The organism is Algicola sagamiensis DSM 14643 (genome assembly GCF_000374485.1).
In the GTDB taxonomy this organism is placed as follows: Bacteria; Pseudomonadota; Gammaproteobacteria; order Enterobacterales; family Alteromonadaceae; genus Algicola; species Algicola sagamiensis.
This window is the reverse complement of record NZ_KB894493.1, coordinates 233,741-252,432: the sequence shown is the minus strand read 5'-3', so window position 1 is coordinate 252,432 and position 18,692 is coordinate 233,741. Positions and strand designations below refer to the sequence as shown.

The 18,692-nt window shown below is 41.1% G+C and carries 20 protein-coding genes; 18 read left to right on the top strand and 2 right to left on the bottom strand.

Annotation, left to right across the window (positions count from 1 at the left end; translation table 11 throughout):
* The first annotated feature begins 93 nt into the window (after window positions 1-93).
* The 3 genes from C505_RS21695 to C505_RS21690 all read left to right on the top strand — a co-directional run bounded on the left by C505_RS21695 (window position 94) and on the right by C505_RS21690 (window position 2,480).
* Window positions 94-519 (top strand): response regulator, encoded by a 426-nt coding sequence (locus C505_RS21695; RefSeq protein WP_018691878.1) that lies wholly within the window; start codon window positions 94-96, stop codon window positions 517-519.
* Between the two features lie 168 nt (window positions 520-687).
* Complete coding sequence (locus tag C505_RS0106980; RefSeq protein WP_018691877.1) at window positions 688-990, top strand: PilZ domain-containing protein; 303 nt, start codon at window positions 688-690, stop codon at window positions 988-990.
* 110 nt (window positions 991-1,100) lie between these two features.
* Window positions 1,101-2,480: a methyl-accepting chemotaxis protein gene (locus C505_RS21690; protein WP_169337015.1), complete on the top strand. Its 1,380-nt coding sequence runs from the start codon at window positions 1,101-1,103 to the stop codon at window positions 2,478-2,480.
* 127 nt (window positions 2,481-2,607) lie between these two features.
* On the opposite strand, the gene C505_RS0106970 is transcribed toward C505_RS21690, so the two are convergent.
* Window positions 2,608-3,798: a class I SAM-dependent methyltransferase gene (locus tag C505_RS0106970; protein ID WP_018691875.1), complete on the bottom strand. Its 1,191-nt coding sequence runs from the start codon at window positions 3,796-3,798 to the stop codon at window positions 2,608-2,610.
* Between the two features lie 66 nt (window positions 3,799-3,864).
* Here C505_RS0106970 and C505_RS0106965 point away from each other — a divergent pair, with 66 nt between their 5' ends.
* The 15 genes from C505_RS0106965 (at window position 3,865) to rmf (ending at window position 16,883) form a co-directional block, all read left to right on the top strand.
* Window positions 3,865-4,050: a hypothetical protein gene (locus C505_RS0106965; RefSeq protein WP_018691874.1), complete on the top strand. Its 186-nt coding sequence runs from the start codon at window positions 3,865-3,867 to the stop codon at window positions 4,048-4,050.
* Between the two features lie 160 nt (window positions 4,051-4,210).
* The gene (locus C505_RS0106960; RefSeq protein ID WP_018691873.1) at window positions 4,211-4,906 is read left to right on the top strand and encodes an NRDE family protein; all 696 of its coding nucleotides are present in this window, start codon (window positions 4,211-4,213) and stop codon (window positions 4,904-4,906) included.
* A 356-nt stretch (window positions 4,907-5,262) separates the two neighbouring features.
* Window positions 5,263-5,892, top strand: a complete 630-nt coding sequence (locus C505_RS0106955; protein WP_018691872.1) for an HNH endonuclease — start codon at window positions 5,263-5,265, stop codon at window positions 5,890-5,892.
* A 301-nt stretch (window positions 5,893-6,193) separates the two neighbouring features.
* Complete coding sequence (locus C505_RS0106945) at window positions 6,194-6,538, top strand: hypothetical protein (RefSeq protein WP_018691871.1); 345 nt, start codon at window positions 6,194-6,196, stop codon at window positions 6,536-6,538.
* Window positions 6,539-6,606: 68 nt separating this feature from the next.
* Window positions 6,607-7,323 carry a hypothetical protein gene (locus C505_RS0106940; protein ID WP_157368865.1) on the top strand — a complete coding sequence of 239 codons (717 nt, stop codon included), beginning with the start codon at window positions 6,607-6,609 and terminating at the stop codon, window positions 7,321-7,323.
* Between the two features lie 294 nt (window positions 7,324-7,617).
* Window positions 7,618-7,971, top strand: a complete 354-nt coding sequence (locus C505_RS0106935) for an RNA 2'-phosphotransferase (protein ID WP_281167118.1) — start codon at window positions 7,618-7,620, stop codon at window positions 7,969-7,971.
* 129 nt (window positions 7,972-8,100) lie between these two features.
* On the top strand, window positions 8,101-9,318 hold the full coding sequence (locus tag C505_RS0106930; RefSeq protein ID WP_018691868.1) for a cytochrome P450: 1,218 nt from the start codon (window positions 8,101-8,103) through the stop codon (window positions 9,316-9,318).
* A complete protein-coding gene (locus C505_RS0106925) occupies window positions 9,315-10,340 on the top strand; it encodes a fatty acid desaturase family protein (RefSeq protein ID WP_018691867.1) in 1,026 nt (341 codons plus the stop codon). The genes C505_RS0106930 and C505_RS0106925 overlap by 4 nt, the downstream gene beginning before the upstream one ends.
* Window positions 10,322-11,251, top strand: coding sequence for a class I SAM-dependent methyltransferase (locus C505_RS0106920; protein ID WP_018691866.1), 930 nt, complete (start codon window positions 10,322-10,324; stop codon window positions 11,249-11,251). The genes C505_RS0106925 and C505_RS0106920 overlap by 19 nt, the downstream gene beginning before the upstream one ends.
* A 3-nt stretch (window positions 11,252-11,254) precedes the next feature.
* Window positions 11,255-11,506, top strand: coding sequence for an acyl carrier protein (locus C505_RS0106915; protein ID WP_018691865.1), 252 nt, complete (start codon window positions 11,255-11,257; stop codon window positions 11,504-11,506).
* The gene (locus tag C505_RS0106910; RefSeq protein WP_018691864.1) at window positions 11,503-13,167 is read left to right on the top strand and encodes an AMP-binding protein; all 1,665 of its coding nucleotides are present in this window, start codon (window positions 11,503-11,505) and stop codon (window positions 13,165-13,167) included. The genes C505_RS0106915 and C505_RS0106910 overlap by 4 nt, the downstream gene beginning before the upstream one ends.
* Window positions 13,164-14,393 (top strand): condensation domain-containing protein, encoded by a 1,230-nt coding sequence (locus C505_RS0106905; protein WP_018691863.1) that lies wholly within the window; start codon window positions 13,164-13,166, stop codon window positions 14,391-14,393. Before C505_RS0106910 ends, C505_RS0106905 begins: the two co-directional genes overlap by 4 nt.
* A gap of 110 nt (window positions 14,394-14,503) precedes the next feature.
* Entirely contained in the window at window positions 14,504-15,034 is a 531-nt protein-coding gene (locus tag C505_RS21685) for a metal-dependent hydrolase (protein WP_018691862.1), read from the top strand.
* Window positions 15,035-15,459: 425 nt separating this feature from the next.
* Window positions 15,460-16,407 carry a carbohydrate kinase family protein gene (locus C505_RS0106895; RefSeq protein ID WP_018691861.1) on the top strand — a complete coding sequence of 316 codons (948 nt, stop codon included), beginning with the start codon at window positions 15,460-15,462 and terminating at the stop codon, window positions 16,405-16,407.
* A 296-nt stretch (window positions 16,408-16,703) separates the two neighbouring features.
* Window positions 16,704-16,883, top strand: a complete 180-nt coding sequence (rmf, locus tag C505_RS0106890) for a ribosome modulation factor (RefSeq protein WP_018691860.1) — start codon at window positions 16,704-16,706, stop codon at window positions 16,881-16,883.
* A 98-nt stretch (window positions 16,884-16,981) separates the two neighbouring features.
* Here the strand turns inward: rmf and asnB are convergent, their stop codons facing one another.
* Window positions 16,982-18,658: an asparagine synthase B gene (gene asnB / locus C505_RS0106885; protein ID WP_018691859.1), complete on the bottom strand. Its 1,677-nt coding sequence runs from the start codon at window positions 18,656-18,658 to the stop codon at window positions 16,982-16,984.
* Window positions 18,659-18,692: the final 34 nt, after the last annotated feature.

Sequence of the window (18,692 nt, the reverse complement as noted above, 5' to 3'; positions counted from 1 at the left end):
GGGGAGATGAGCAGTGACGCCGCTGCTTATACAATCAGAAGGTCGTGAATGACGGCCTTACTTTGAAGTCAGTTACATAGAGCAGAAAGAAGGATGGGACATATGGACCCTTCATCAAAGGAATATTCAGAATCGCTCACAAGCGTTCTTGTTGTTGATGATGAGTATTTCAATTTTGAAATGCTGAGCGCATCATTCAGTCCTCGGTTTGATTTAAATTACGTTGATTCTGGCGCTGCTTGTTTAGAGTATGCCGTCGCTCATCAACCTGATGTGATTTTGCTGGATGTCTGTATGCCTGGATTAAATGGCTACGATATTTGCCGATTATTGAAAAACACACCTGAGACGAAACACATCCCAATTATCATGGTATCTGGACTTGATACAGATGCTGAAAAGCAAACAGCCTTTGAGGCCGGATGCGATGAGTACATCACAAAACCATTCTCAATCTCAGACTTGATCGATTTGATAGATTATTTTGTTCGCCAAAGTCAGAGGAGTCCGCAGCTATAATTGAAGTGGTGCATAGTCATAAATTTAAATGGTGTTTCATCCTTTTTTGAAAACATATGTCTATGGGGATTGAAACGCTTTTATGAAAGAATACTGCACTGACTACTTTTCAGGAACGAATTTTCATGTCATCATCGCCTATGAGATCTGTGATTAGCGGAGAAAAGCATGCTGCACTTGGATGATAAAAGAGATTTTTTTCGAATGATCGTCAATACCGATCTTGAATTATATGTGATGGACTCCGAAGCAGGCAGGAAGCTTGATGGTATTTGTCGCGATTTGAGTGCAACAGGTATGTCGATAGAAATAGATGAGCCACTGGAGCTGGGTACCTGCCTCCGTGCAAAACTAGAGTCTTCTATTGATAGTGTGCCTGCATTGGATGCTGTGATCAAAGTGATCCGTTGTGGAAAAGAGAGCGAGGATTGCTTTATTATCGGCGCTGAAATTATGGAAATGAATGAATAACCACCGCTAAACGCCAGATTGGTCTACACTTTCCAATACGAGTTTTTCATGGTTTTTCGGCTCGCTGGATGATCCATATCAGACACAATTTGGCATTTAGACTAATCTCTTTGACGATAGTACTTACATCTATCGTGTTTTCTGCGTTCGCCTATATTTCATTCCATCGAGCAAAGCTAGAACTTTATGAAGGAAAAAACCGTGCAGTTGAAGATATTCAAGCACGGGTCCAACTTGCTGTTCCATCCGCCCTTTGGGAGTTTTCCCACGAGCTTGTTGAAGAGGTACTTCGATCTGAGATCACGAGCCCTTATCTAGAAGGAATTAGCATTCTCGATATTGATGGGGGCGTACTATTTACTATCCGGAAAGAAAGTAACCGTCTAAAGAAAGACAGATCGGAATTAAAAGTCTCTGATTCGCAAACTGCAGATCCCGAATTGACTATCAAAACGCTTTACTTCAAACGAGAAAATAAATCTGACAAGAAAGTTGGGACTCTGATCTTACAAACAACGAATGCCCATATCTCTGAGCGCCTGGATGAGAAGCGTAATGACGCAATTATTGAAGCGTTATTTCTTGATATCTTCTTAATCATTACTTTATTGCTTATGATCCAGCTTGTGATAATTCGACCTTTGTATAAGGCGATCGAGATTATATCGAAAGTAGCAGATGGAAACCTGAATGTTTCTGCAAAATCAACGAGAAAGGATGAGTTTGGACGCCTGCTCTCTGCGATTAATGATATGATCACACAATTAAAGAACTCGATTCTACTCGTACAAACGAATGCAGAAGCACTCACATCAGCCTCGCAGGATGTTGCCAGTACAGCTCAGTCCCTTAGCCATGGGGCGAATACCATTTCAAGTAATATCGAACATACCTCGTCCTCTTTAGAAGAAATTCGAGCCACAATATCTGCAAATTCAGATAATGCGAAAAAAACTAATGTGATTGCTTCGAATGCAGCACAGAAGGCAGTGAACGGGAAGAAGTCTGTCACAGAGACAACCAATGCAATCAAGAAAATTAGCGATCGAATCGAGTTGATTGATGATATTGCCTACAAAACGAATTTATTAGCCCTAAATGCAGCAATTGAGGCAGCACGGGCAGGAGAGCAAGGGAAAGGATTTGCGGTGGTTGCAGATGAAGTGAGAAAGTTGGCTGAGCGAAGCCAAGCATCCAGCCAAGAGATCGGAGAACTAGCAACAATTGTTGTCAATCTGGCAGAGCAAGCAGGGATAGGATTCGAAAAAATGCTGCCAGAGATCCAAGAAACGGCGCAATTGGTCGAAGAAATTACCTTGGCTTCAGAAGAGCAAACATCAGGTGTTATTGCAATTGCGGACTCGATTGATGACCTCACGCAAGTTTCTCATCAAAGTGCATCTGCCTCAGAAGAGCTGGCAGCGACATCGGATACTCTGACACAACAGGCGCGGCAGTTAACTGACTCCATGAAGTTCTTCAAAACTTAATGCTGGGGCTATTTTTCCACGTTACTGCCTTGTCTCTCTTGTAGCTCCAACTACACGGCGTTCCATCCGGCCTGAAATCGCGAAAAATAGGCCGCTAGCAGCGACATTCATGAAAGAGTAAAAGACCCTAATTGACCTGACAGACAATGCCTTTTAAGTAATGCCCTTCAGGGTAAAAGCTTGCAACAGGGTGATCGGGGGCTTGATTTAAAAATTCAACAAAAGAAACATCACGCCCTGCATCTAAAGCAGCATCAGCAACGATTTTTTGGAATAACCCAGGCTCCATGAGTCCAGAGCAAGAAAAAGTGAGGAGGTACCCACCTGGCTTTAGCAATTGCATGGCAAGTAGATTAATATCTTTATATCCACGACAAGCACCATTGAGTTGTGCTTTTGAGTCAGCAAATTTCGGTGGATCCATGATGATCATATCGAATGTTTTGCCTTGATCCCGATATTCGCGCAACAGTTTAAATACATCTTTTTTATGAAACTGGACGTGTTGTTCATCGTGTTCATTCAGGTGATGATTTTGTGCGGCTAATTCGAGTGCTTTGTCAGAAACATCCACGTTTTCGACATGACTTGCACCACCTTTTAAGGCATGTAATGAGAAGGTTCCGGTATAGCTGAAACAATTGAGAACGGATTTACCTTGCGCATAGATCCCGCTTACTCGTCGACTTTCTCGCTGATCGAGATAGAACCCCGTCTTATGACCTTCTTCGACATTCACTTGAATGCGTACACCATATTCGGATATTTCCTGAATTGGCGCGTGCCCTTGATCAACAAGCCAGCCCTTCGACAGGGTTAAGCCTTCTTTTTTACGTACTTCAACATCTGAACGATCGTAGATTGAGAGCTCAGGAAACTCTGTTTGTAATGCTGCGACGATATCCGCTTTGAATAGCTCCGACCCTGCGCTCAAAAGCTGTGTCACCAACACTTGGTTATATCGGTCAATTGTGATGCCGGGTAGGCCATCTGATTCTGCTGCTACGACGCGGTATCCCGTCAAGTCACCTCGTTCGATGAAATCCTTACGTGCAAGATGCGCTTGGCGTACTTTACGGATAAAGAAATCACGGTCAATCATTTCTGATTGCTCAAAGCTCCATACACGGACACGGATTTGTGAATCAGGGGAATAAGCGCCTTTTGCTAACCAGCGACCATCCGCATCATAAATATCAACTGTTTCACCCAGGCGAGGTTTCCCTTTCACCTGTTTGATCGCACGCGAGAACACCCAGGGATGCTTGCGTAGTAGAGATTTCTCTCGACCTTTGTTGAGATAGATGACAGCTGGCATAGAATTTCCTAAATTTACAAAAGGGCGGTATTTTAGCGCAATTCATCCATTTGAAGGAAGCACAGGATGCGAATATCAAAGCAAACATACAATCGACTCGTTAAATTTGCACATCGTTTGGGCCAATTAACGTCAGGGGATCATATTCATTATCAAGATCTGCATGAACGTACTCCAATGGCGATGGCCAACCAAAACGTTAAAATGCTTCAAATATTGTTTGAATATGGTGCGGTTCCACAAACGCCATGAGCATGATTTTTAGCTGGATTGGTATTCTATATTGTGACAACTACACTTATTAGAATGTTACAAGGTTTCAATCCATGCCTGCACAGCCATCTTTCATTGCTTGCAGAAACAACCCGACAATAGGTGAACTATTTGCCTGATGAAATAAGAGTTGCTGCCTATGTGCACAATTAGCTGGCTCGCCTCTCAGGAAGAGATGTTAATTTGTTTTAGTCGTGATGAGCGCAATGAGCGAGCACAAGCAACGAAGCCTGAGCTTTTTTCAACAAAGCGCGGCGAATCACTTCATCCCATCGATCCTGATGGCGGGGGCACTTGGCTGGCAGTCACAGAGTATGGGGAAGTCTTTGCTCTCCTCAATGAATATCCAAAGTCCGGTTCTTTTGATAAAGATGGCCTGACAACGCGTGGACAAATTATTCAAATGCTGCTCAATCAGGAAAAGGACATCGACCTAGATGCATTCTTTGACCAAGAGCAACTGACCATCTATCCCCCTTTCTCATTTTTTTATCTTTCACTGGATACTCAAAGGCAGTGGCGATGGGATGGAGAACATGTGCTTCAAAGACAAGCGCCGAATATGTATACCTCTTCTCCTATTTGTGAGGTTGTTGAAAAGCGGGAGCGCTTGTTCGAACAATTAGCCCCGAGTAGTTTTTCTGAACTGAATTTATTTCATCAGGGACATTGGCCGGAACCAAGTGTTGAGTCAATTTGTATGCATCATGATATTGCGCATACGGTGAGTTTAAGCAAAGTACACATAAAGAAAGATGAAGTGATCTTTGAGTATCTTGATGGACAACCGTGTACGACACGGGATATTACGACACTGACAATTCCTCGAAAATAATGACTTCTAAGTAAATTCCATCCTAACTCCACTTCAACCTGATAGAGACTATTTTTTTCCCGGTATGTTTGAGCATCGATGTTTTATCATAGGTACGATTATCAAATATTTTGAATACCGATGCTTTTCTGGCATTGCGTTTGTCCACTGAATAAAAATTGTAAAATATCTAGTATTAATTTTTATCTATATCACTCACTCTTTTGTATTGATTATTATATTTCATTACGCTAGTTCGCGTTTAATAAGAAGATATTCGGCTTTAATTAGTTAAAATTAATACGATTTTTGTAATGAAATTGTACTAATGATGAAATATACTTCTGCGCGTCATAAATGACCTGAAAGATATAAAAATGAAAAAAATAATCTACGTGTTACCCTCACTTTTTCTTTCAACACAAGTACAGGCCCACGCAGGAAGACTGGATGCACAAGGAGGGCACACTTATCGGGATACAGGCATTTATCATTGCCATAAAGAACCTTGTTTTTCACTGATGAAAAAAAAGTACAGCAGGAAGAACTGGCGACATTGGCTGGATGCTGATAAGGATTGTCAGAATACCCGAGTCGAAGTGTTATTGCGGGATGCGAAACATGAAGTATCCAGTTGGCAAACAAAACGATGCAAAGTGAAAACTGGTGCGTGGCAGTGTCCATACACCGGACGGTTATTCACAGACTCATCGGAATTAGATATTGACCATATTGTTCCGCTAAAAGAAGCATTTATCAGTGGTGCGAATCGTTGGAACAAATCCGAAAAAACAGCCTTTGCGAATGATATGGATAATTTGCTCGTTGTTGAAGCCTTGGAAAACAGACAAAAAGGCTCAAAAGATCCAGCACAGTGGTTACCTGAGAATGTGAACTACCATTGTACTTACATTAAAAAGTGGGTGGCAGTGAAAGAAAAATATCAACTTGTCATTGATGAACAGGAAAAAAGGGCTATCGATGCGATATTACAAAATTGCTCATGATTGGAGACTCACCGCGACAGAGTTCGCGGTGTAAGAGATCTCTCTCAAAATGTACTTACATCCTTAACATACCTTTCAACCTCAACCTCAACCTCAACCTCAACCTCCTTTCTTTGACAGTTATCGATCATTTTAAACCCTCATTTCAAACTATTTGACTTAAAAGGACTTTATCTTAGAGGTTGCTTGATTGTTAAAATAAAAGTAAGCCTAACTAACTTTATTCAGCTTTGGTTAATACTTCAACAATTATAATGAACCTCATATGAATCGAATATGAAAGTTAATCACGGTTATTTATATGAATTTATTTAATAAAGTGCTCTTAGCTACATCAGTTAGCAGTTTATGTTTTATCGCGAATGCGGATGATGAAAGGTTTGTGGATCATTTAACACAACCACATGGATCACTGATAGGTTTATTGCATCATAAGGTGATGAAAACACCTTATTCAAAAGATGAATTCGACATTCAATCTACAATTTATCCAGGAAGTAAAATTGATATACCTGTTGGACTTAAAAATACGTCTGATAAAGTCGTAAAAAATGGGATGGTTTATTTAGATGCTTCAACCAATCAAGAGAAACACTATCTGTTCAGGTACCGGAAGAGTTTTATTGTGGGTTACCGAGCGAAGTAGAACCCATCAACATCAAATTGATAGCTAGCGGGATGATTGATGGAAAAAAGTATTATGTAGAAAATAAAATGACTCGATATGTTGGTCAACCAATTTATCATAGAGCAGCTTTGTCTGGAGATTTCAGAAGTGATGAACAAGTCATTGAGGAAGACATCATTGGACTTGGGAAGATTGAGCTTTTTGAGCCCGTCATTCTGGCAAAGTACTTTAATGATGAATTGGACACTCTCAATGGCTTAAAGCTAACATTGAAGACCCCGTCAGGAGAATCACTCACGTTACTTGATCAACTCGATAAGAAGATCACTTTAAAAGATGGTACTGTGAAGTTTCGATTCCCGAATAGTGAGCAGCAAAGAAAAGAATTTTCCGAAAAACTAAATGGCATTGATATTCGAGATGGGTTCAAGATAGTTCGTGAAACGAGGGAGGATAAAGTATCTGGTGTAGTCAGTATTCAGATCATGAATGTTTTAAAGTATGAGTGTCCAGAAAAACCAATGATCCAAGAGACAACTGACAAGCTTAGTATTGAAGAGGGTGAGCAGTTTTACTTTAGCCCAAAAGTAGCGACAAATGAACTTTCTGAGGGAAAAACGACTTATAAATGGTCGTTGACCAAAGACAGCGGTATCGCGGTTCATTTTAAAGCAGATGATGACACTTTAAAATTCATAGCACCGTCTGTGACCGAAGATACAAAAGTTCAATTTGAACTTGTTGTAGAAAATAATTTTGGACAGACATCAACGAAAACCTATGATGTAGAAATTTGTAATTGACCTAACCCGACAGATGCTACAAAACCAAAAAAAGACAGCGGTGGTAGTTTGTTCTATTTGATCTCTGCATTACTAAGCCTTCTTTACATCAGAGTACGTGCATAACCTGAGGATTAAGCAGAAGGGCTCTTAAAGAGCCCTTCTCAAAATTTTTCACTCCTTTAATTTGACTCCATAAGTAAGTTGTAAATCAGTCTTTTCTATTAAGAATAGTGAATCTGATCCATTGATATGGTGGATTCTGCCGCGAAACTTTAAAAAAGGAGAAGTAATGAACAAAGACAGGATGAAAATATCAGTAAATTCCTGAGTATGATCCTACGTCATCACCCACAAAAAATAGGTCTTGAGCTAGATCAACAAGGCTGGGCAGATAATGATGATATGATGCAGAAGTCACAGTCACTCTCGCCAATCCTCGAACAATGTATACAGCCACAAAACCATCAACATGTACACCTATCTCGAGATATTGTCACGGCAAAGCAGGTTGGTGGGCGTCATGTAAAGCCTGTGATCTTGCAGGTTGACTCACAGAAAATGCACCAAGCTGGTTTTTCTTTTTTTATCTCGGAAAATGGTGTTTGGTTGACAGATACTGTGCCAGCAGCGTTTTTGTTTCTATACAAACACAATAATAAATACTGACAATAAAAAACTCATCCTTATTTCCAGATTGATAGAACGATACATACACAGATAGAATACCGATTAATGGTACGTTTAATGATGTGTTTCGATACAGCGGTACATTTCGATATTTGTAATGAGGCCTCAATGAAGTCAGAAATACAGGATAAAAAAATACGTTTGAGAGACCATTATCAGGGAATTGAGATGGTCACTGAAGTTGAAAAGGCGAACGAAATTCTTAGGTATGATAATCGTCATTTTCAGAAGGGGCCTGGAACAGAATTGGTGAAAATGCTTGCTGGAGAGGGCTTGCTTGTCAGCTCTGGCGCGCTTTGGAAAAAGCAACGCAAGGCGGTTCAACGTTATTTTAAATCGGACGAAAACGGCTTTTTTTCAACGTCCATCAGGCAATCAACCCAAGAAATACTCGGAAATCTCAAGTCAAACGACGAACCATTTTCAATTTCCCCGCTTTCATTGACAACCCATTACACACTGGATGTCTTTCTCAGGGCGTTATTTGGGGTTGAATTCTTAAACATTCAGGATCCGGATAATCCCATGAATTGGCTGCTTGAGGCACAAGATCGAGACTTAAATTTTGCAAAACGGTTTCGCGCATTAAGAGCGAGCATTCTGCCAATATTGGAAAGAAAGGTCTTATCGTTCACAACTGATGGACCGAATGATTTATGCGATGTTGTTCTTTTTGCGTATTTAAAGGAGCAAAATTCAGATGATTTAACACCCGTATTAGACCAAATGATGAACCTTTTGATTGGAGGGATAGAAACCAGTTCATACAGCCTTGTCGCGGCACTTTACCATTTAGCAAAGGATCCAGAGTTGGTTGCTGATATCCGGCAGCAAGTGGGGGAGGCAGGTCATCAAAAATGTCCATATTATCAAGGTGAAAATAAAGGTTTATTTCAGGAGCAACTCCTTGAGGATCATCTCGCAAGTTTTATTTTTGAAGTATTGCGTCTGTATCCGCCAGTTTGGATACTGCCCAGAACCAAAATGGATACAGCTCCAGAGCAGTTCAGTGAAGCGCACGTATGGATATCGGTTTTTGACTTGCATCGTGACGCAACTCACTGGGAAAATGAGCATGAATTTTCTCCTTCTCGTTTCAGTTATTTTAAGGGAAATAAGCCGCATTATATGCCATTTGGAAAGGGGCCAAGGCAATGTGTTGCGAAAAACCTCGCCTTAGCTGAGATATACGCTTTTCTTGAGATGATTGTTCGGCATTTTGATTTGGAACTTCCAGAAAATACACATGCATCCATCGATGCAAAGGTGAACTTACTGCTTCATTTCGAAACCCTGAATTTAATACCAAGAGTGTCATGCGAATGAGTTCATTTCAAATGGTCAGTAAAATGAAAGAGATACATGCTTTGATTAAGCCGTTTTCAGTGGAAGATGAAGGAAAGTCCAAGCGTCTGCTTTGGAATACGCTATTCATACTTGGGGCATTAGTCACCGTTCAAGTTTATATTGACTTCCTGTTACTCAATATATTGGTTGCGGTGGCGATTGGTTTGGTGATTGTTCGTTTATTTGCCTTTTACCATGATACGATGCATAAGGCGATTTTTCGCCAATCCATCTTTCATCAAAATTTAATGAAACTCTACGGATTCGTTACGCTGAGTCCCCCAAAAGGTTGGACGTATGGTCATGGAACACATCATAAGTACAATGGTGCCTTGAATCGTACCATATCTGGAGAGTTTCCAATCGTGGATAAACAAACCTGGATAGCGATGACACCGTTGCATAGACGGGCTTATCGGTTGATACGTCACCCAGTCCTCATGATCTTTGGTTATGTCTTTCAGTTTTTATTGATGAATTGTTTGAAACCGATGTTTCAAATTCCACAGCGCTTTTTGATGCAAGGGCTACTTTCCTTAACCATTCATTTTTCCATCATTTTCATCCTGACTTATTTCTTGGGATTTCAAAAAGCTGGCATGCTTTTTATCTTACCTATGTTCATATCGTCGGCTGTTGGAACCTACTTGTTTTATGTTCAACATAATACGCCAGAGATCTTATTCCCCAAGGAAAAAGAGCGTGATCAGCTATTTTCCGCAGTATACGGCACATCCTATTTTGAGATGTCAGCACTTGGTCACTGGTTGAGTGGGAATATTGGTTTTCATCCCGTACATCATATTTTACCTACGGTACCATTTTATCACTTACCGGAAGCGTTTAATGCAGTACCTGTATTTCAACAATCTCCGAAAACCAGTTGGCGATTTCAAGACATCATAGCGTGTTTTTCATACCACATCTGGGATCAAGAAGAAGAAAAAATGATCCGCTATCAAGAAATTAAGGAGTACAAGTCATGTCCGTCAGTCAGTTGATAAATGATGAAAGGGGACCTTCTGATTATTCACAGCTTTTTCACCTGACCAAGTGTCAACTGGGTATGAATTTTTCAACGGCAAATTTACTTGATGATGAATTGTCGCCTCAAGATAAGCACTTGATACAGGAAATATGCGAGATTGCGTTGGCGCATGCATTGGGAAATGGAAATGAATATGTTGATTATTTACAAAGCTTTACGCGTATGTGCAAGGAGTTCCTCAAGGAACAAATGTATTTAGAGCGTACAGGACAATACCGTTACCAAAGTGCTGTGGAAGCATTCGAGAAAACACTCAGCAGTCCAGATGAAGCGAAACAATATTTGCAAGCATTACTCATGAGTCAGGCGTTTTGGCGAAACCACCGGCAGATCATTTACTTTTTTCGTGATCAATTTCTTGCTGGAGCACCTGAAAATGGCAGGGTCTTAGAGGTTCCTTCTGGTACAGGCTTTTTCTTGTCTGATTTCATGAGAAAAATGAAACATTGGGAAGGACTCAGTCTCGACCTGAGTTCGGTGGCGATTGAGTTTGCGGGGATGACGCATGCCTTGTTGAATGCGCCTGATGCCACATTCCAAAATAAAAATCTATTCGATTTGTCGGAAGGTGAGCCATTCGATCGGATCATTTGCGGTGAATTGATTGAACATGTGAATCACCCAGATGAGGTCCTTCGGATCTTGAAGCAACATTTAACAACGAACGGTCAGGTATTTATCACGACAGCGATATGGGCTGCAAGTACGGACCATGTCTATCTTTTTCGCAATGCAGAAGATGTGAGAAAGCTCCTTAGAGAAGAATTTCAAATCGTTGATGAGCTTGTCTTACCGATTGATAGAAGTGTTTCTATTGATTCAGAAAAAAATGCCATGAACTACGCCGCAATCTTAATGAGGTAAAATATGAACGATAAAATAAAAAATGAAATTTTGCAGTTGTTTCGATCTCAAATCAACGAGCCAGACTTTGAAATTACAGATGAGATGATCCTCACCGATGTGGTCAGCTCTTCATTAAAAATGCTGAAAATCATCGCATCAATTGAAAAGTGTTACGGTGTCACAATTTCTGAAGAACAAATCTTTGAGTTAGAAACATTTTCTGATTTATTTGCATATATAGCCAGCCAATACGTTGAAGAAGAATCACTTTGATCCAAAATACTCTTTGTTTTCAGGTATACAATGCGCTGAAGGAAACTCCGGATGCGCAACTATTATCATTTTATCGTAGTGAGTCTATTCGGTTCGAAGCGCTAAGAACAGCGATATTCAATGCAGTGAGCATCCTGCACGCGAATCATATATACCCCGGAAAGCGTGTTGCTGTGGTCTGTCCTGCGACACCAGAAGGAGTCATTGGCCTTTTATCCGTGATCCTTTCGGGGGCAACTTTGGTTCCCTTACCTTCTCCAGAATTTGGTCGTCAAAAGCAACGTTCTATTGAACGCCTCCGCGCTATCACCCAAGATGCGCATGTCGATCTCGTCCTTGGTGGGCCAGCATATCAGCGCTATTTTGAGCAGGGTGAAGAACAGGACAGTCATATTAATTATTTATGTATCTCGGAACTCATGGATGATACGGTTTCATTTCCTTACCAAATGCCAGCTATTGGGGAAGATGACATTGCAGTTTTACAATATACATCTGGATCCACGGCTCATCCGAAAGGTGTGATATTAACGCAAAGTCAGGTTTTGTCAGGCTGCCAAGCTATTCAAGACTCTGCATTGTTTTCTTCTAGTGACTGTTACTTTAGCTGGCTGCCACTTTCCCATGATATGGGGCTGATCGCATTTCTTGTAGGGATCATCTGTCAGAGCAAAATGGTGCTGTCTACGCCAGCTGAATTTGTAAAGTCACCAGTAAGATGGCTAAAAGCAATAAAATCTTATCATGCGACGGTTTATGTTGGTCCAAATTTTTCGTATCAATATATGTTAGATACGGTCAGGGAGAAGGATGCTTTTGAAATTGACTTGAGTTCGATTCGGGTCATGCTCAATGGCTCAGAACAAGTGAGTGCTGAGTTGATTGAGCAGTTTCAAGCATACTTCTCGCCCATGCAGTTAAAACCAAATGTTATTCTTCCTGTCTATGGCATGGCAGAAGCGACACTTGCTGTCAGTTTTCCTAAACTGGATCAATCATTAAATCAAGTCAGATCATACGAAGGGCGGCAAATTGTTTCTGTTGGTTTTCCAGTCTCAGGAATGTCAATCAAAGTTGGAAAATACCTCCTTACACCAGAGCAGGATCAACTTTCTCCAGTCGATGAAATAGAAATATCAGGTCCATCAGTGATTAGAGGCTATTGGCGGGATGGACAAATTGATTTGTCATCCACCTATCAGGATGAATATGGTCGAATTTGGGTCAAGACTGGTGATCTTGGATTTATTGATGGTGGTGAGCTTTATATCGTCGGACGTAAAAAGGAACTGCTTATTGTCAATGGAATGAACTTGTTTCCTGAGGATGTTGAAGCACAAATCAAACTTTGTGATGAGGTTTACAGAGGACGGTGTATTGCGACGAATATGCTTTTGAATGGGAAAGAACAGCTTTTCCTGCTGGTTGAAATGCGCCAGCCAACGATGGAGAAGTGTATCCAGCTTCAGGCAAGAATGAACCGGATTGTTGAACAACTTGGATTTGTGGATTGGGTTGGAGGTGTGTGTTATGCAAATCGTCTGCTACGAACACCGAGCGGAAAGTTTCAAAGAAAAAAAATGGCTGAGGAGTTTGCACAAGGCTGTTTTCAGGACGAGCTTTTCTTTGTGTTTGGTGATGAATTAGAGGTGACGGAATGAGACATCGAGTTGCTTTGACACCCGATCAGCAAATTGAATATGAGCTATTCCAACAGTGTGAAAACAAACGGTTTTCAAACTATTGTTTTACGATCTCAGTCAATCGAGTGATTTCACAAGAATACCTCATTCAAGCACTTCAACAGTGCATTTATAAGCAGCCGACTCTTAGAATGATTTTCCCTGAATCCATGATGCCAAACAAATCACTCTGCTTCGCTGCTGAGGAAGTTGCAATTGATTTTACATATATGCCATATTCTTGTGCATCAGATAGGGAAGCTTTGGTTGAACAGAAAACGCAGCAGCCTTTTGTGCTTGAAAAAACACCTCCATGGCGTCTGATTGCTTTTCCACTTGATGAAGAAACTCAGTTAAGCCTTGTCATGCATCATGTGATCTGTGATGTTCGTTCGTTTGTCGTATTTTTTCGTGAATTGACACAAGGATTAAGCTTGAAACACCAAGAACGAAGTGTTTCAAGTGGATTCGAAAAACTTCAGAACAGATTTTTGCCGCAAACATGCTGCGAAGAGTTTTGGCGAACACAATTATCATTCTGCCAACCTGCAAGTCTCTCGGTGGAGCCTATCAATCAAGCGCCTTGTTATCGAATTGAAAAGCGACTGCATGGGATGAGTTATAAGCAGCTCACGGAAAAGGCAATGCAGATGGAAGCTGGAGTGGCTGCGGTGTTTCTCAGTATTTTTCAACTCGCTTATACTCAGCAAAGCCAACGGGAACACTTTTTGATCGGCATGCCAGTTGATTTAACTTACCAATATGGAAGAAAAACAATTGGCTATTATGCAGCGCAGCGACCAGTTCGCTACGAAGGCCATCGAACATTTGCGGATTTATGTCGGTTTAATGAACAACAATTACAGCAAATTAATGAAAATTATGCTGTCGATTTGCGTCAAGTGATCCCGAAAGAACAGTCATTGAAAGCGATCAGCCAAATGCCGATCGTACTCAGTGTGGTTAAACTATCATCTTTGAGTTCACAAGCTGACATAGGAATAAAATCGTACCCGGTCACAAAAGCAGTTCAAGATCGTCACCTGCAATTGACGATTATCTGTGAAGCAGATACGGGGTCACTCTCAATTCAAGCATTGACAATGGATCATCCAAATTATGTCGAGGCTTCCCATCAACTTATCGAACTTTTTGTCGAAAGATATAGAAAGTTTGAAAATGAGGATATTTCTGTCACTCGTTAATCGTAAACACTGTTCTCCTGGAGAGAAGTCATTCGATTGAGCGAACTTATTCTCAAAGGGCGTGTCCATTGATGACATGATCAAGAAACATTCCCATGAGGTAACCACAAATGACGCCAACGTCACATTTGTTGATGAGCTGGCTATGTACAGTCCCTAAGATTTCAGCGCCCCGAGAGCGCCGCTTGATTGCTCTATCAGGTGTTGCTCCTGATTTGGATGGGATAGGGATCATCTGGGACTGGATATCAGGGAAGACACACTATTACTCAGATTATCACCATGTGCTTGGTCATGGGTTTATTGCTTCTATTTTCATTGCCACTCTTGCGACCGCTTTTGCAGCACAGCAAAGAGGTAAAGTTTTTATTTTGAGTCTATTCGTTGTTCATCTGCACATTTTGTGTGATGTGATTGGTTCGAAAGGAGAAGATGGTTATACATGGCCAATCAGTTACTTCTATCCATTCAATGAAGTGTTCCTCCTTTCTTGGTCTAGGCAGTGGCTTCTGAACGGCTGGCAAAACTTACTAATTTTTTGCGGACTCTTAATTATATCTGCGTATGTTTTCAAAAAACAAAAAGTGACTGTCCTGGAAGTTTTTCATGAACGTCTTGATGAGAGCCTGCGTCGGAAATAGCGCTGATGGTTGGTCAATGGTCTGGATTTCAATGATTTCCGTGAAAATAATACCAATGGCTCATTGCTAAAAACTTTTCTTGAAATTAGCCTTACGGAGCGTGTCACATGTCGTATGCGCATGTGGGGTGGGAGAAAAGAAAAAACTTGTTTTAGAAACCGGTGCACATATTGGGTGTTGCCGCGTTCGCTTTTGTACAGAGTTTCGCTGGCTGTGTGATGCCGGGGTCTGTCCGTTCCTTTCTCACCAACCCTATTCCTTTGGATTCGATTGCAACGTTCAATCATCAAGTCCATATACCTTGATGGGTACCATCATTGGCAATGAGGAATAGCAGTATTTCGTTTACTTAGCATAAGCAATAAAGCACTGGAAGTGCCGCGTGCCAAGTCACAATTCAATTTATAGACAGGAGAGTCTCCGACATGTTAAAGCTACTATGTTTTGGTGAAGTGATCATTCATTTTTTGGTGAATCAGGATAAGCCGGATTTATATATCCGTCACCCCGGAGGAGGGCCGGCTAATGTTGCAGTCGCATTTTCTCAACTCGGTGGTACGAGTGCATTCACAGGGATGATTGGGAATGACCCTTTTGGGGAATATATTTTTCAATCGTTAGAAGACTTTGGTGTGATAACGGATTACATTGTTCGAACGAGTGAAGCAAATACAGGCCTTGTTTTTACGACACAACATCAAGGAGGTTTGTTGAGAAGTCATGATTATCGAACACCATCAGCAGATCTGCTGTTTGAGCAGGATAACTTCCAAATAGAAGCTTTTCAGCAAAGCGATATTTTCCATTTTTGCTCTAGCACACTCTCGGAAAAAAACATCTCTGATGCCACTGAAACAGGGGTCATGCTTGCCAAGGACTTTAGGTCGATCATTAGTTTTGATGTCAGCTTCAATGAAAGCCAATGGGATGAACAACGAAACCCAAGGGCGGAAATTCTCAAGTTTTGCTATCAGTCAGATATTGTGAAGTTTACGCAAAAAGAGCTTGCTTATTTCTCGGAGTTTTCTGATGAAGAAGAGCTATTTCAGACTTGTTTTAATTCAGGTGTCAAACTGATTCTGGTGACTCACAACGGACTAACAATTCGATACATGACACCGAATTACCAAGGAATGATCCCAATTCCACAGACAGAATCTGTTGGCATGTCAGCCTCTGGAGATGCGTTTATAGCCGGTCTGCTTTTTTCGTTTTCTTTGCGGGAAATATCTCTCCAATATCTCACGACATTTTTGATGTGCCGAGCAGAACTTGAAGACTGTTTAGATTTGGCAATTCGTTGTGGTGTGAGAGCTGCGCATTCGCCAGGTGCATTTACTTCTATGAGGCAACTGGAAGACCTCGCGAGTTAGTCTGAATTCATAGTTAAACTCTCAATCATTTGTTTAGGTTTTGGTTATAAGGAGCCGATCTTAAAAGATTACATTTAGATGAATTTCATATAACTGAAAAATATAAATACAAATATTCATTGACTTAGAACAAACAAGGAAATTGTGGGTCAAAAAAACTGTTGCAATGCAATTTGTACTGGTAAATAGTTTATATAGACAGATAAGCAAGTTTTTATTCACACAGTTTTTTAAGCGATAGTTTTTTTAAAGCAATAGTTTTTTAAAGCAATAGTAACAAGGTGAGGAAGTTGCCTATGAAACGTCAAAAAAGAGACCGTTTGGAAAGAGCCCATAGTCAAGGGTACAAAGCAGGAGCAAGTGGACGTTCAAAAGAGATGTGTCCATACCATAGTTCAGAAACAAAGTCAGAGTGGTTAGGGGGATGGCGAGAAGCGATTGACGCGAGAGCCACGGGGTATTACAACAAACTATAACAAAGTTACATTACATATTTAACCATACAGCATGAAGCCCCGAAAGGGGCTTCGTGCTTTGTGCCTCATACTATTTTGTATGAAGGAGTATGACAACACTATTTGTCTTGAGCATAAGCATCCATGTGAACACTGACCATTGCACGGCCACTTGGGTCTGCGTTATTTTGGAATGATTCATCCCATTTGAGAGCTTCAGGTGTACTACAAGCGACGGACTTTCCGCCTGGTACACATTCAACAGCAGCAGCTTGTGGAAAGTGCTCTTCAAAAATAGTGCGATATAAATACGCTTCTTTTGTTTCTGGCGTGTTATGCGTAAAGCGAAATGCAGCAGATTCGAGTTGCTGATCAGAGACCTTGTCCTCGGCGTATTCTTTTAGGTTATCAATCCAGGAATAGCCAACGCCATCAGAGAATTGCTCCTTTTGCCTCCAAAGAACTTCGTCTGGAATCTCGCCATCAAATGCTTCCCGGAGGATGTGTTTTTCCATTTTGCCATCAACACACATTTTTGCTTGCGGATTGATAGACATCGCGACGTCCAGAAATTCTTTATCGAGGAATGGAACTCGTGCTTCGACACCCCAAGCTGACATCGATTTGTTGGCACGTAGGCAATCAAACATATGCAGACGTTTGAGTTTACGAATTGTTTCTTCATGCAACTCTTGTGCATTTGGTGCCTTATGGAAGTAAAGGTAACCACCAAATATTTCGTCCGAACCCTCTCCAGATAATACCATTTTGATTCCCATCGCACGGATTTTTCTAGCCATTAAATACATTGGTGTGGAGGCGCGAATGGTCGTGACATCGTAGGTCTCTAAGAAATAGATGACGTCTCTGACAGCATCGATCCCTTCCTGAACCGTAAAATTGATCTCATGGTGGATTGTACCAATCGCATCCGCTACCTTTTGTGCAGCAATCAAATCGGGTGAGCCTTTCAAGCCAACAGCAAAAGAGTGCAACTGTGGCCACCAAGCTTTTTCTTGATCTTCTTCTTCAATCCGCTTCGCTGCAAATTTTTGCGCAATTGCTGAAATCACTGATGAATCCAGACCACCAGATAACAAAACGCCATAAGGGACGTCTGACATCAAATGACGCTTGGTTGCAGCTTCGAGTGCTTCACGAATATCTTTTGGATCAGCTGCATTGTTTTCGACTGCAGAATATTCCATCCAGTCACGCTGGTAATATGGTTTGATTTCACCTTGTAGACTATCCAGGAAATGCCCAGGGGGGAATTCTTTGATCTGTTTGCAAACAGGCGTGAGTGCTTTCATTTCTGATGCGACATAAAAATTTCCGTGCTCATCGTAGCCATAATATAGCGGGATAATCCCCATATGATCGCGAGCGATGAGGTAGCGGTTTTTTGATTCATCATAAAGAATGAATGCAAACATCCCGTTCAACTTGTCGATAAAAGCTTCACCTTCTTGCTCGTACAAAGCTAAAATGACTTCACAATCTGACTCTGTTTGGAATTTGTAATCAACTTCTAACGCACTTTCGAGCGCTTTGTGATTATAAATTTCGCCATTAACTGCAAGGATGTGATTTCGATTGTGATTGAATAACGGTTGTGCGCCATTGTTGATATCAACAATTGCTAAACGCTCATGAGCCAAAATCGCGTTAGAATTATTCCAGATGCCAGACCAATCTGGTCCGCGGTGACGCAAAAGTTTTGAGAGTTGCAACGCTTGCTCGCGCAATGCAGAGACATCAGTCTTGATGTCCAATATTCCAAAAATAGCACACATAGTATTTTTACTCCTTTCGTGTTATTCAATCAAA

Excerpts from the sequence above, each read along its gene's own strand:
- C505_RS21695 (WP_018691878.1), top strand. The coding sequence starts at position 94 with ATGGGACATATGGACCCTTCATCAAAGGAATATTCAGAATCGCTCACA.
- C505_RS0106980 (WP_018691877.1), top strand. The coding sequence starts at position 688 with ATGCTGCACTTGGATGATAAAAGAGATTTTTTTCGAATGATCGTCAAT.
- C505_RS0106970 (WP_018691875.1), bottom strand. The coding sequence starts at position 3,798 with ATGCCAGCTGTCATCTATCTCAACAAAGGTCGAGAGAAATCTCTACTA.
- C505_RS0106965 (WP_018691874.1), top strand. The coding sequence starts at position 3,865 with ATGCGAATATCAAAGCAAACATACAATCGACTCGTTAAATTTGCACAT.
- C505_RS0106960 (WP_018691873.1), top strand. The coding sequence starts at position 4,211 with ATGTGCACAATTAGCTGGCTCGCCTCTCAGGAAGAGATGTTAATTTGT.
- C505_RS0106955 (WP_018691872.1), top strand. The coding sequence starts at position 5,263 with ATGAAAAAAATAATCTACGTGTTACCCTCACTTTTTCTTTCAACACAA.
- C505_RS0106945 (WP_018691871.1), top strand. The coding sequence starts at position 6,194 with ATGAATTTATTTAATAAAGTGCTCTTAGCTACATCAGTTAGCAGTTTA.
- C505_RS0106940 (WP_157368865.1), top strand. The coding sequence starts at position 6,607 with ATGACTCGATATGTTGGTCAACCAATTTATCATAGAGCAGCTTTGTCT.
- C505_RS0106930 (WP_018691868.1), top strand. The coding sequence starts at position 8,101 with ATGAAGTCAGAAATACAGGATAAAAAAATACGTTTGAGAGACCATTAT.
- C505_RS0106925 (WP_018691867.1), top strand. The coding sequence starts at position 9,315 with ATGAGTTCATTTCAAATGGTCAGTAAAATGAAAGAGATACATGCTTTG.
- C505_RS0106920 (WP_018691866.1), top strand. The coding sequence starts at position 10,322 with ATGTCCGTCAGTCAGTTGATAAATGATGAAAGGGGACCTTCTGATTAT.
- C505_RS0106915 (WP_018691865.1), top strand. The coding sequence starts at position 11,255 with ATGAACGATAAAATAAAAAATGAAATTTTGCAGTTGTTTCGATCTCAA.
- C505_RS0106905 (WP_018691863.1), top strand. The coding sequence starts at position 13,164 with ATGAGACATCGAGTTGCTTTGACACCCGATCAGCAAATTGAATATGAG.
- C505_RS21685 (WP_018691862.1), top strand. The coding sequence starts at position 14,504 with ATGACGCCAACGTCACATTTGTTGATGAGCTGGCTATGTACAGTCCCT.
- C505_RS0106895 (WP_018691861.1), top strand. The coding sequence starts at position 15,460 with ATGTTAAAGCTACTATGTTTTGGTGAAGTGATCATTCATTTTTTGGTG.
- rmf (WP_018691860.1), top strand. The coding sequence starts at position 16,704 with ATGAAACGTCAAAAAAGAGACCGTTTGGAAAGAGCCCATAGTCAAGGG.
- asnB (WP_018691859.1), bottom strand. The coding sequence starts at position 18,658 with ATGTGTGCTATTTTTGGAATATTGGACATCAAGACTGATGTCTCTGCA.